This window comes from Millionella massiliensis, assembly GCF_900104655.1.
Classification (GTDB): Bacteria; Bacteroidota; Bacteroidia; order Bacteroidales; family Rikenellaceae; genus Rikenella; species Rikenella massiliensis.
On record NZ_FNWD01000002.1, the window covers coordinates 11727 to 24564 of the forward strand.

A 12838-nucleotide genomic window follows, 5' to 3' on the forward strand; every position below is an offset into this window, starting at 1 on the left:
TTCTCTTTGTGAACAAAGAGAACCAGAAAAACTTTCGGAGATGCTGGCGCATCTCATGACTTTCTTGCAGTATGGAAAAGAAAACGAAAATAGTTGCCACGATTTCCGACCGTCGTTGTGACGTCGAATTCATCCGCTCGCTCTACGAGGCGGGGATGAACGTGGTGCGTATCAACTCGGCCCACACTTCGTTTGAAGGGGCCACCAATATCGTAAACAATACGCGGGCGGTCTCCGAGAAGATCGCTATTCTGGTCGACACCAAGGGACCCGAAATCCGCACCACCCGCATGGCTGACGAGGGAATCGCCGTCAGCGAGGGTGATCTGCTGACCCTGCGCGGTGCGGACGACAACGAAGTGCTCTCGACGCGTGAGTGCATCTACTTGAACGATCAGGATATTTTTAACGAAGTTCCGGTCGGAGTGGCGGTGCTGATCGACGATGGCGACATCGCGCTGGAGGTAACCGACAAGGTCGACGGGGCACTGATCGCCCGGGTCAAGAACAGCGGTGTGATCAAGGGGCACAAGAGTGTCAACATTCCGGCCGTGCACCTGCACCTGCCGGCCCTGACCGAGCGCGACCGCGAATATATCCACTGGGCGATTCGTATGAATCTCGATTTTATCGCCCATTCGTTCGTGCGCAACAAGCAGGACTTGCTCGATATTCAGAAGATTCTCGATGCGGAGCACAGCACCATCAAAATCATCTCGAAAATCGAGAACCAGGAGGGGGTCGATAACATCGACGAGATTCTGGACCACACCTATGCCGTGATGGTGGCACGCGGTGACCTGGGCGTCGAACTCAACGCTGAGCAGATCCCGATCGTGCAGAAAAACCTCGTGCAGAAGTGTATCGAGAGCAAAAAACCGGTGATTATCGCCACCCAGATGCTCCATTCGATGATCAACAATCCGCGTCCGACACGGGCCGAAGTGAGCGACGTGGCCAATGCCATTTTCCAACGGGTGGACGCCATCATGCTCAGCGGCGAAACGGCCAATGGCAAATATCCGGTCGAAGCCGTGCAGGCGATGACCAAAATCGCGCTGGCCATCGAAAAAGAGGTCTCGCCGATTATCGACGTCAACATGGTGCGCATCAACAACGAGATTACGGCCCAGTTGGCCCGTTCGGCCGTGCGCGCCTGCACCAACCTGCCCGTCAAGGCGGTGCTGATCGACACCCTCTCGGGGCGTACGGGGCGTTATCTGGCAGCTTTCCGGGGCGAAAAACCGGTCTATGCCCTCTGCTACCGCAAGCACGTGATGCGCGAGATGGCGCTCTCTTATGGCGTCTATGCCGAGTATGCCGAACCGGCCATTGCTCACGACCGGTTCAGCTATCAGATGTTGCTGATTCTGGAAAAAGAGCATAAGATATCCAATGGCGACCTGGTCGTGGTGGTCGGCGGATCGTTCGGTGCTGCCAAAGGCGCTTCGTTCATGGAGATCAGCAAGGTCATCCACCTGCTCAACAAAGCCATGACGGAGTAGCGCGATCCGAGCGGAGGGGGAGTGCGGGTACGGTCGAAGCCGGATCGTGCAAGGCATCTTCCCGTCGGACAAGATAGGGGCGCAATGCTTGTCGAAAAATCGTGCCGCCCGGTATAACGAAAACAATTTTCGTTATACCGGGCGGCTTTGTTTGTTATGCGGTATTCGTTCTGCGCCGACTGCGGCTCCGGGCGGTGGAAGGTCAATCTCCGTTTGAGGTGAGTTTGCGGTAGGCAATGGGCGAGATGCCTTTGTGCTTTTTGAAAAACTTGCTGAAGGAGGCCTGGTCGGAGAACGAAAGCGTTTCGGCAATCTGTTGAATGGGGGTGGTGCTGTCCTCGAGCAGGGTCATGGCACAGTGCACGATCTCGTCGCAAATGATGGCGTGGGGAGTCCGGTTCAGGATCTCTTTGATGACCCGGGTCAGGTGTTTGTTCGAGACGTGCAGACGCTCGGCATAAAAATCGACCTGATGTTCGGTGCGGTAGTTGGCCCAGACCAGTTTCAAGAAGCCGAGCATCAGCCGGTCGCGCTGACCGAAGGCCGTCGGTTCGCCCGGATTGTCTTCGTGGGCGAACAGGATCTGGCCCAGTTCGAGGGTCAGGGCGCGGAACTGGGTCCGGATCAGCTCCTGCCGATAGTGGTGTCCCGTACGGCGGAAAACGGCTTCGAGCAGTTCGAGCTGCCGCATCATGGTATCGGTCTCTTCGGCTGTGAGGTTGAGTTGCGGCGAGTGGATCCGGTCGATGAGATTCTGATCGGGACCGGGCTTGAGATTTTTCAGAGTTTCGCCGGCGAACAGGAACGTATGTATCCAGCAGTAGGCATACGTGTTGCGGGCGATGGTGTCGATCGTGACGGAGAATCGGTCCGGAAGGTCGAGCAGCGTCAGGGTGCGCAATTCGCAGGGACGATTGTCGAGGCGCAGGGTCAGCGAACCTTCGCACACCAGAATGAGCATCCGGCACGGAGCGATGTGCTTCCCGGCCAGTTTGGGAAACTCCGACGGCGGGATAAACAGAATGCGGTTTTCCCAGTGGAATTCGGAGGGGAAGAGCGACGCCAGTTCAGAAATTTTCATGGGATATCGATTCGGTGGGGTGATGGTGCAAAGAAAAGTAATATTTGTCTAAAATGGACAAGTCGATGTGAAAAATCTACAAGTGTAGGAGGTTGTAGGGGTGGATTTGGGTATTTTGGACAAATTGTTGCGTCGATTGTCTATCCGGAATCGGGAGAGCGGCCTCTAATTTTGGACCCGACAAAAACTCAATTCCGAAAATGAAAATACGAAGTATTCTTGCAACGAGTCTGTGTGCGTTGGTCGGAGCGGCCTGTTCGCCCCGGGTGCAGCAGCAGTCGGCCGGAGGCGATTATCCGCTGATGACCGTGAAACCGGAAGACCGACAGTTATCCGTTAAATATTCTGCCGTAATCAAAGGAAAACAGGACGTGGAGATACGTCCCCAGGTCTCCGGAACCATCACCCAGGTGTGTGTCGAGGAGGGGGCACCGGTCCGGAAAGGGCAGGTGTTGTTTGTGATCGACCAGGTTCCCTACCGGGCCGCCCTCAAAAAGGCGCAGGCCAGTGTGGCAACCGCTCAGGCCAATGAAGCCACGGCCAAACAAAACCTGGAGGGGAAAGAGGAGCTGTACCGCGAGCGTGTGATTTCGGATTTCGAACTGCGCACCGCCTCGAACGAGTATAAGAGTGCTCAGGCAGCCCTGCTCCAGGCCGAAGCCGAGCGGCAGGATGCCGAAAACAACCTCTCGTACACCGAGGTGAAAAGTCCGGTGGACGGTTCGGCCGGTATGAGTTCCTACCGGGTCGGGGCACTGGTCAGTGCGTCGATGAGCGATCCGCTGATCAGCGTCTCCGACAACTCGAACATGTACGTCTATTTTTCGCTGACCGAAAAACAGATTCTGGCACTGACCCAGCAGTACGGCTCACTGGAAAAGGCGCTCGAATCCTTCCCCGCGGTATCGCTGGAGTTGAACGACGGCTCGATCTACGAGCATACCGGACGGGTGGATGTAATCAGCGGCATGATAGACAAAACGACCGGTACGGTATCGCTGCGGGCCGTGTTCGAGAACCCCGACAAACGGCTGATGAGCGGCGGGTCGGCCAATATCATCGTACCGTACGACCGTTCGCAGTGCATCGTCATCCCGCAGGAGGCGACCTACGAGATACAGAATCGTATCTTCGTTTACAAGGTGCAGGATGGTCGGGCGATCTCGACGCCGATCCGGGTGTTCGACATCAACGACGGTACGGAATACATTGTTGAAGAGGGTTTGCAGACTGGTGACGTGATTGTTGCCGAGGGAGCCGGCCTGCTCAGGGACGGTGCCGTAGTCGTGTCGGCCAAAAACGGGGAGGAGTAGCATGAAACTGCAACGATTCATAGACCGACCGATTCTGTCGATCGTCATTTCGGTCGTAATCCTGGTGGCCGGGCTGATCGGCCTGTATGCCCTCTCCGTGGAGCAGTATCCCGACATCGCCCCGCCGACCATCCGTGTCTCGACCACATACAGCGGTGCGAATGCCGAGACGGTGCAAAAGAGTGTGATCGTGCCGCTCGAGGAGGCGATCAACGGCGTGGAGAACATGACCTACATGACCTCCACGGCCAGCAACACGGGGAGTGCCGAGATTACGGTCTATTTCAAGCAGGGCAGTGACCCCGACATGGCGGCCGTCAACGTGCAGAACAAAGTCTCGACCGCCACGTCGCTGTTGCCGGCCGAGGTGACCAAAGTCGGGGTCGAGACGATGAAACGTCAGAGCAGTACCCTGAAGATGTTCGCCCTCTACAGCCCGAACGGAACCTATGACGAGACTTTTCTGACCAATTACCTGAGCATCAATGTGAAGCCTGAGCTGCAACGTATCTCGGGCGTCGGCGAGGTCAACATCATGGGGGGCGACTATGCGATGCGTATCTGGCTCAAACCCGACGTAATGGCCCAGTACGAGTTGGAACCTTCGGATGTGGAGGCGGCCCTTGCCAGCCAGAATATCGAGGCGTCGGCCGGTTCGATCGGCGAGGATTCCAGAAACGTCTACCAGTACACGCTCAAGTACCGCGGACGTCTGGAGACTGAGAAGGAGTTCGAGGAGATCGTGATCCGTGCCTACGACGACGGCCGGGTGCTCCGGTTGAAGGACATTGCGACGGTCGAGCTGGGGGCGCAGAGCTACTCCTACACCGGTACGGTGAACGGAGCGCCCGGTACGACCTGTATGATCAACCAGACGGCCGGAACCAACGCGAACGAAATTATCACCCAGATCGACAGCTATCTGGAGGAGCTGCGCGAGACGCTGCCGGCCGACATGGAGGTGGTCGAGCTGATGAGTACCAAGAACTTCCTGGACGCTTCGATCCACGAGGTGATCAAGACCCTTCTGGAGGCGATCGTGCTGGTAGTGCTGGTGGTTTACGTCTTCCTGCAGAATGCCCGTTCGACGCTGATTCCCACGGTCAGCATCTTTGTCTCGCTGATCGGAACTTTTGCGGTGCTCTACCTGGCCGGGTTCAGCATCAACCTGCTGACGCTTTTCGCACTGGTGCTGGCCATCGGGACCATCGTGGACGACGCGATCATCGTGGTCGAGGCCGTGCAGGTGAAGTTCGACGAAGGGTATCGTTCGGCCTATCGGGCGGCGGTCGATGCCATGGGCGGAATCTCGGCCGCAATCGTCACCTCGACGCTGGTCTTCATGGCGGTTTTCGTGCCGGTCTCCTTCATGGGCGGTACGTCGGGCGTCTTCTACACCCAGTTCGGGATCACGATGGCCGTGGCGGTCGGCATTTCGGCCATCAACGCGCTGACCCTCTCGCCGGCGCTCTGTGCTCTGATTCTCAAGCCGAACGAAATCCTGATCGACGGGAAACGACCCTCGTTCTCGACCCGTTTCCGAATCGCCTTCGATACGGCCTTCAAGCGGATCGTGCTTAAGTACAAGGGCGGGGTCAACTTTTTCATCAAACGGAAATGGCTGGCCTGGGGATCACTGGTGGTGGCGGCCGGTTTGCTGGTTTATCTGATGGGGACGACCAAAACCAGTCTGGTTCCTTCGGAAGATACCGGTTCGATCCTCATCAGCCTCGACGCGCCGGCCGGAAGTACGCTGACGGAGACCGCCGGCATCATGAGCCGCGTCGAAAAGCAGTTGCAGCAGATCCCGCAAATCGAGAATTACAGTAAAGTGGCGGGCTTCGGCATGGGAGCCGGTAGCGGCGCTTCGCACGGGATGTTCATCGTCAAACTCAAACACTGGGACGAGCGTCCGGGCGAAGAGAACAGCGTGGATGCCATAACAGCCGAGATCTATCGCCGTACGTCTGACATTCGCAACGCCAGCATCTTTATCTTCTCGCCGCCGATGATCTCGGGTTACGGTACGGGCAACAGTTTCGAGATCTATCTTCAGGACCGTTCGGGACGAGGGGTCGATGCGTTGAGCGACGTGACGGACGATTTCCTGGCCGAGCTGAACAAACGGCCCGAGATTCAGATGGCCTACACTTCGTTCAGTGCCGACTTCCCGCAGTATCGGGTCGATGTCGACGAGGCGCAGTGCCAGCGGGCCGGAGTCACCACCGAAGAGGTGCTGTCGGTGCTGTCGGGTTACTTCGGCAGTATCTACGCCTCGAACTTCAACCGCTTCACGAAGCTCTATCGCGTCATTATCCAGGCGCCGTCCGACGAGCGCAGCAGCATGCAGTCGCTGGACAACATATACATCAAGACGAACGGCGGGATGTCGCCCGTGAGCCAGTTCGTCAGGCTGACCAAAACCTACGGTGCGGAGTCGTTGACCCGTTTCAACATGTTCACCGCCATCAACGTGCAGGGTATGCCGGCCTCCGGCTACAGCTCGGGCGATGTGATCCATGCGGTTAAGGAGGTGGCCGCACAGACGCTTCCCACCGGTTACGGATACGAATTCTCCGGCATGACGCGCGAAGAGGAACAGATGGCCGACTCGCATGACACGGTGATTATCTACGGCGTGTGCATACTTTTCATCTATCTGATCTTGTGTGCTTTGTATGAAAGTTTGTTCATCCCGATGGCCGTGATCCTCTCGGTACCTTTTGGATTGATGGGCAGTTTCCTCTTCGCGCGTTTCTGGGGAATTGAAAACAATATTTACCTCCAGACCGGGCTGATCATGCTGATCGGGCTGCTCTCCAAGACCGCGATCCTGCTGACCGAGTATGCCACCGAACGCCGAAAGGCCGGCATGTCGCTTACCCAGGCGGCCATGGCTGCGGCGGCCGTGCGTCTGCGACCGATTCTGATGACAGCTCTGACGATGATCTTCGGTCTGTTGCCGCTGATGTTCGCTTCGGGCGTGGGGGCCAACGGGAATACTTCGCTCGGTGTGGGGGCCGTGGGCGGCATGCTGATCGGAACCGTCGCACTGGTGTTCGTCACGCCTGCTTTCTTCATCACGTTCCAGTATATCGAGGAACGGGTTATGGGACATCGCAAACAAGACAGAGAAGGATGAAAAGAATAATCGTATATGCGGTGAGCGCCGTATGGCTGAGCGGTTGCTCGGTTTACCGAAACTATCAGAGACCGGAGCAGATGCCGGTCGACAGTCTTTACCGCACCGAAGGAACGGCTGCCGTGGCCGATTCGCTGACGCTGGGCGATCTGCCCTGGACCGAGATTTTCCGGGATTCGTCGCTGCAGGAACTGATTCGTTTCGGGCTGGAGAACAACACCGACATGCAGACAGCCTTGTTGCGTCTGGATCAGGCCGAGGCGCAGCTCAAGGCGGCACGACTGGCCTTTTATCCGTCGTTGAGTTTCTCCCCCTCGGGGACAATTTCGAGTACGGATGGAGCGGCGGCCGTCAAGACCTACGAACTGCCCGTACAGGCCAGTTGGGAGGTCGACTTGTTCGGAAACCTGCGGAACGCGAAAAAGGAGGCTCAGTCGCAACTTCTTCAGCAACAGGCTTATCAACAGGTGGTACGGTCGGCATTGATTGCGACCATCGCCAACGATTACTATTCGTTGCTGATGCTCGACCGGCAGGTGGAGATCAGTCGTCAGACGCTGGACCTCTGGCGCGAACAGGTGCGGACCATGGAGTCGCAGCTGCAGGTGGGCGAGACGACCGAAAATGCCGTTACCCAGGCTCGGGCCAACCTCTATGAACTGGAGGCTTCGCACAACGACCTGCAACGGCAGCAGCGCGAGATGGAAAATACGATCTGTACGTTGCTCGGCACCACCTCACGCTCCATTGCGCGTGGAACGCTGGACGAACAGGTCCTGCCCGAGGTGTTGAGCATCGGGGTTCCGGTACGGTTGCTTTCGCGGCGGCCCGACGTGGTGCAGGCCGAGATGGAGCTGGCTGCGGCCTATTATGTGACCAATCAGGCCCGGTCGGCCTTCTATCCGAGTCTGACGCTGAGCGGCAGCGCGGGCTGGACCAATTCGTTGGGCGAGGCGGTGACCAATCCCGGCGGATGGATCCTCTCGGCGGTGGGATCGCTGGCCCAGCCGATCTTCAACCGCGGCAAGCTCAAGGCCAATTTGCGGGTCTCGAAGGACGACGAGGAGATTGCCAAACTGAACTACAAACAAACGCTGCTCGATGCCGGACAGGAGGTAAACGACGCGTTGTATGCCGCGGAGAGTGCAGCCCGGAGCCTGGAGAGCCATTCGCGGCAGTGTGACGAGTTGGAGCGTACGGTGCACACCTCCGAGGTGTTGTATCGGACCGGGAATTCCACCTATCTGGAGTTGTTGACGGCGCAGCAGTCGTTGCTGAGTGCACGTCTGAGTGTGGTCTCCGACCGTTTCTCGCAGTTGCAGGCCGTGGTGAACCTCTACCAGGCACTGGGAGGAGGGGCACAATGAGTTGCGGTTAGCTGCGGTTTGTAGACCTTTCCCCGCACGTATGGTCCGCACTGGGGCTTCGGGGAGTTGTTTCCGATTATCTGACCTTATGAGAGTGGTTGTAGAAAGCCGGTCGCACTGGAGGAGTGTTTGAGGCGACCGGAGAATGACGGGCAGATATCGGCAACTCTCGGGAAGTTCCGGGGCGGACTTTTTTTGCAGACGGGTGGTCCGGAAAGAGGATGTTACCAGTCCGCGAGGGACCGCTCCCGGGCGGCACACGGACAGGGTGTCGCACGGCGATCGTTTTTGGCACGGTTATTGGTTCTCTATCGGGGCAGAGTGTTTAATAAAACTATGAATTATGTATTTTCTGTGGTATATCCTGATAGGTTTGGTTGCCGGATGGCTCGGCAGTCTGATTATGCGGGGCAGTGGCTCCGGCCTGATCGCAAATCTGCTGATCGGAATTGTCGGGGGTGTATTGGGCGGATGGCTCTTCGGTCTCTTCGGACTGGTCCCCGTCGGTACGCTCGGTAGTCTGCTGACCGCTTTGGTCGGTTCGGTGGTGCTGTTGTGGATCGGTTCGCTCGGCAAGAAAAAACCGAAAAAATCGTGACGCACACCTGCCTTTCGATCGAAAAAGCCGTTCCCATTGTGGGGCGGCTTTTTTGTGTGGCAACTCCTGTCGTGTGGCGCACTGTGGATAGAACGAGGAAAAGGCGGAGACTTCTGATCGTGAAGGCTTTGCGACGAACAGGAGGATGTTACAGGTAGGTGGTGACGACCTGTTTAGCAAATTGGGTTTCGAGCGTTTGGGCGATCGCCCCCAATACTTTGCGGCGAAGAATCAGGGTCTCCGTATCGGCAATGGCGGTATTGCTGCGGCGCATCCCCACCACAATTTCGATCCGGTCGGATGCCAGCAGCAGTTCGCAGATGTGGTAGGCGGGGCCGCGTCCGGTGGGGGTCTCGTCGTAGTGTTGCAGAATTTCGAGCACTTTGCTCAGGGTGAGTAGACCTTCGGTCACCAGGTCGAGCCCTTCGATGTCCCATTGGGGCGGGAGCTCGGGATCGGTGGAGGTGAGTCGTTGGCGGAGTGGTACGTTCCACGATCGGGCGATCTGCTCGGCCAGCAGGTGACCGCAGACGATCCGGTAGCCGTCGAACGTGCGCAGTCGCTCGGCCAGCAGGGCGATCTCCTGCGAGAGGGATGGGGGGCAGGAGCAGAGCATGGCCAGCCGCGGTTCGCGGATGTGGATGGCCGCGCAACTGATGTCGTCGCGCGGAGTTCCGGCGTCGTTCTCGACAGTGGCGTCGAGCAGTCGTCTGGCCAGTGCGGCCGAGGTGATGTCGGGACGCCGGCACAGCAGGTCGTGAAGAAATCGGGCCACGTTGTCGCGTCCCCAGCCGAACGGGTAACGGTCCGTGCCCAGCCCGCTTTGGGTCACGCCGTCGGTGGTCAGGACGATGCGGTCGCCGCGTTGCATGGTGAACCGGCTGGTGTAGAAGGTTTGCAGCCGGCCGGTTTGCAGATTGGGGTAGGGGTGGGCCGTCCGTTCGATCTCCATAGGGGTGGTCCCGCGGAATAGAAAGGCCTGCGGGTTGTCGTATTCGATCAGCCGGATGGTGTCGTTGCGGTGGTCGATGTCGACGATCGAGAAGGTGGAGTAGCTGATTTTCCGCACGCGGCACACGGGCAGGGTCTGCATGACGGTGCGGGCGGTCTCTTCGATCGATTGCGGAGCACCGGCCATCCCCATGAAGATCGAGGCCGTGAGGGTCGAGAGCAGGTGGGCCTTGACCCCCTGTCCCATCCCGTCGGAGAGGATCACGACCGTGTGGCCGTGGGCGGGGAACTGCTGTTGGAGAAATTTGTCGCCGCACGGTGCGTGGTTGCCGTGGCAGGCCTGTTTGCAGGCGGTTTCGACGAACAGACCGGATTGTTTCATCGTGCGTTGGGGTTGGTGGCGGTGACTTTCAGGGCGCGGATCACGGAGTCGATCGTCTTGGTATTCTCCGAGACCTCTTCGCCCAGCAGAAAGGCGATCTGCTGGATCATCCGGATGTTGCGGTCGGCGGCTTGTTGCAATCGGGCGGTGAGTTCTTCAACGCGAAATTCGGGATCGGCCAGGTTGCGGAGCAGCAGGATGGTCAGTTCGCCGCGCCGGATGTTGTAGGTCGAGAGGGTGTAGTGCGAGTCGTTCCAGACGATGTCGTCGCGGTCGGTGTCTTCGCCGGAACTGTGGGTGGCTTCGGCCACGGAACAGATCTCGGGCGGGAGAATCTCGCTCAGGGGAACGCCGGTCAGGGCGGGTGCGGTGTCGGCCAGCTGTTCGGCGCGGTAACCGCCCAGTTGTATGAAGGGGCTGTTGGCCAGAATAATCTCCAGGTGCGGGCCGAGGGCTACCGAGGGGGCGGGCAGTTTGCGGATCAGGGTATGCAGGGTCCGCGTACTGTCGTTCTCGCGTTCGCGGAGACGGCGGTTCTCGGCTTCGAGTTGTTCGATGCGGTTGAGCAGTTCTTCCGTTGTCGTCATGGCGGGGTTATTCCAGGGTGATGTCAAATTGATCGCAGGGGGCGGTGCGCCAGGCATGGTCGCAGGTCAGGGCCGATACGGCGGTCAGGGGTGAAAAGGTGCGGAGCCGGCCAGTCGTTAGCTCGAAGAGGGGCTGGTTGGTGTCGAATTTGACGTAGACTTGCGGGTTGGGCCGCAGGATCATGGAAAATGATCCGGGCGTTTCGAGTTTCGGTCGCAGCGGCAGCACTTGTGCCGGGGCGGGTAGCACGAACAGAGCGGTCAGAGTGGCGAACAGAAGGTGTTTGAGTCTCATGTCGGGTTTGGGTCGTGGGGGAGCGTCGGTTTGCTCCGGTGGGGGCATGGGGCGGTGTCTGTGAGTCTCTCGGAAGGGCTTCCCCCTGGAGGGTTACTGTGGGGAAAAGCGCTGTCGTTGGGTGGAAACGTGAGTGGGGCCCGTAGTGCAGCTTTGCGCGAGTCGTTACGGAAACCGTTGCAGAAACCGGGCGTCTTCATAGGTGCCGTTGGAACATCGAACCCATTGTCGCCGGAGGGCGTCACCGGTGAAACCGGCACGCTCGAAAAGCCTCAGGCTGGCCGTGTTCGAAACGGGAATGTCGGCCCATAGCTGGCGCAATTCCAGATGGCGGAAGGCGTAGTCGATCAGCAGGTTCAGTGCGTCGGTGCCGTATCCCTGCCGGCGGTGGAGCGGGTCGTAGATCAGTATGCCGACTCCCGCCCGCCGGTTGAGGGGGTCGAAGGCGAACAGATCGACGCAGCCGATGGGGGAGGCCGCGTCCCGCAACTCGACGATCAGGCGCAATTGTCGCGCCTGATAGAGGTCAAGTGATGAGTTGCGGATAAAATCGTCCAGCACGGCTCGTGAAAAGGGACGTGTCGTCTCGCCGAGGCTCCACAGCGTGGTGTCGTTCTCCCAACGGTACATGGCCCGGCAGTCGTCGGGCTCCATGGCGCGCAGCCGGATGCGGTCGTTTTGCAGCAGCATGCGGGGTCAGGCTTTCTGGAAGGTGATCTGTGCCCAGCCGTCGCGGGTGTTGGTGGCAGTCGGTGTGAGGCCCAGTTTGCGGGCATGGCCGACCAGCGTGTCGACGTCCAGGTCGAGGATGCCGCTCACCAGCAGCAGACCGCCCTTGCGGAGCGACTCGGTGTATTGGGCCATGTCGTTCAGCAGGATGTTGCGGTTGATGTTGGCCAGAATGATGTCGTACACTTTGCCGTGAATGGCCGATACGTCGCCGAGAATGGGGCAGACGACGGTTTGCACGTTGTTGGTCTGGATGTTTTCGAGGCAGTTTTCGTAGGCCCATTCGTCGATGTCGACGGCGTCGACAACTACGGCGCCGCGCATGGCGGCCAGTATGGACAGAATCCCGGTGCCGCTACCCATGTCCAGCACCGAGGCTCCGTTGAAGTCGAGGGCGAGCATCTGTTCGGCCATCAGGTAGGTGGTGGCGTGGTGTCCCGTGCCGAACGACATCTTGGGCATGATGACGATCTCATAGGGAGCACTGTGGGCCGGGTGGAACGGGGCGCGGATGTAGCACGTTCCGCCCTGGATCGAGATAGGCTCGAATTGCGACTCCCACTCGGCGTTCCAGTTCTGTTGTTGGATCTCTTCGCGCTCGTAGGGGTATCCTTCGTTGTAGAGGTAGTTCTGAATGCGGGTGTGGTTTGAGCTGTCGGCTTCGACGTTGGCGGGAATATAGCATTTGATGCTGCCGGCGCCGGGCATGAAGCCGTCGGGTAGGTAGTCCGAGAAGCTCTCGAAGCCCATGTCCGAGAGTTCGGCGATGACGATTTCGCCCTCTTCGGGGCCGGTGACGTGGATGTTGTATTCGATGTAGTTCATAATTCGTTGGGTTTAGGGGGTGGGGTGGTCTGCTGGGATAGTTCGGCCGGGCCGGAAGTTCTT

General features: G+C 58.7%; 11 protein-coding genes. 5 read left to right on the plus strand and 6 right to left on the minus strand.

What is annotated here, in order from left to right:
• Positions 1–71: 71 nt before the first annotated feature.
• Positions 72–1505 (plus strand): pyruvate kinase, encoded by a 1434-nt coding sequence (gene pyk, locus BQ5379_RS00060; RefSeq protein WP_071133547.1) that lies wholly within the window; start codon positions 72–74, stop codon positions 1503–1505.
• Positions 1506–1707: 202 nt separating this feature from the next.
• Here pyk and BQ5379_RS00065 read toward each other — a convergent pair whose 3' ends face one another.
• Positions 1708–2586, minus strand: coding sequence for a helix-turn-helix domain-containing protein (locus BQ5379_RS00065; protein WP_071133548.1), 879 nt, complete (start codon positions 2584–2586; stop codon positions 1708–1710).
• 200 nt (positions 2587–2786) lie between these two features.
• Here BQ5379_RS00065 and BQ5379_RS00070 point away from each other — a divergent pair, with 200 nt between their 5' ends.
• The 4 genes from BQ5379_RS00070 (at position 2787) to BQ5379_RS00085 (ending at position 9006) form a co-directional block, all read left to right on the plus strand.
• Entirely contained in the window at positions 2787–3899 is a 1113-nt protein-coding gene (locus BQ5379_RS00070; RefSeq protein ID WP_071133549.1) for an efflux RND transporter periplasmic adaptor subunit, read from the plus strand.
• Position 3900: 1 nt separating this feature from the next.
• Entirely contained in the window at positions 3901–7041 is a 3141-nt protein-coding gene (locus BQ5379_RS00075; protein WP_071133550.1) for an efflux RND transporter permease subunit, read from the plus strand.
• The gene (locus BQ5379_RS00080; protein ID WP_071133551.1) at positions 7038–8408 is read left to right on the plus strand and encodes an efflux transporter outer membrane subunit; all 1371 of its coding nucleotides are present in this window, start codon (positions 7038–7040) and stop codon (positions 8406–8408) included. The genes BQ5379_RS00075 and BQ5379_RS00080 overlap by 4 nt, the downstream gene beginning before the upstream one ends.
• Before the next feature lie 343 nt (positions 8409–8751).
• On the plus strand, positions 8752–9006 hold the full coding sequence (locus BQ5379_RS00085) for a GlsB/YeaQ/YmgE family stress response membrane protein (RefSeq protein WP_071133552.1): 255 nt from the start codon (positions 8752–8754) through the stop codon (positions 9004–9006).
• A 148-nt stretch (positions 9007–9154) separates the two neighbouring features.
• On the opposite strand, the gene BQ5379_RS00090 is transcribed toward BQ5379_RS00085, so the two are convergent.
• The 5 genes from BQ5379_RS00090 to prmA form a co-directional block, all read right to left on the minus strand.
• Positions 9155–10339, minus strand: coding sequence for a SpoIIE family protein phosphatase (locus tag BQ5379_RS00090; protein WP_071133553.1), 1185 nt, complete (start codon positions 10337–10339; stop codon positions 9155–9157).
• A complete protein-coding gene (locus BQ5379_RS00095; RefSeq protein ID WP_071133554.1) occupies positions 10336–10926 on the minus strand; it encodes a hypothetical protein in 591 nt (196 codons plus the stop codon). Before BQ5379_RS00095 ends, BQ5379_RS00090 begins: the two co-directional genes overlap by 4 nt.
• Before the next feature lie 7 nt (positions 10927–10933).
• Positions 10934–11221 carry a hypothetical protein gene (locus BQ5379_RS11420; protein WP_071133555.1) on the minus strand — a complete coding sequence of 96 codons (288 nt, stop codon included), beginning with the start codon at positions 11219–11221 and terminating at the stop codon, positions 10934–10936.
• A gap of 165 nt (positions 11222–11386) precedes the next feature.
• Positions 11387–11911 (minus strand): GNAT family N-acetyltransferase, encoded by a 525-nt coding sequence (locus tag BQ5379_RS00105; RefSeq protein ID WP_071133556.1) that lies wholly within the window; start codon positions 11909–11911, stop codon positions 11387–11389.
• 6 nt (positions 11912–11917) lie between these two features.
• Positions 11918–12775 (minus strand): 50S ribosomal protein L11 methyltransferase, encoded by an 858-nt coding sequence (gene prmA, locus BQ5379_RS00110; protein ID WP_071133557.1) that lies wholly within the window; start codon positions 12773–12775, stop codon positions 11918–11920.
• Positions 12776–12838: the final 63 nt, after the last annotated feature.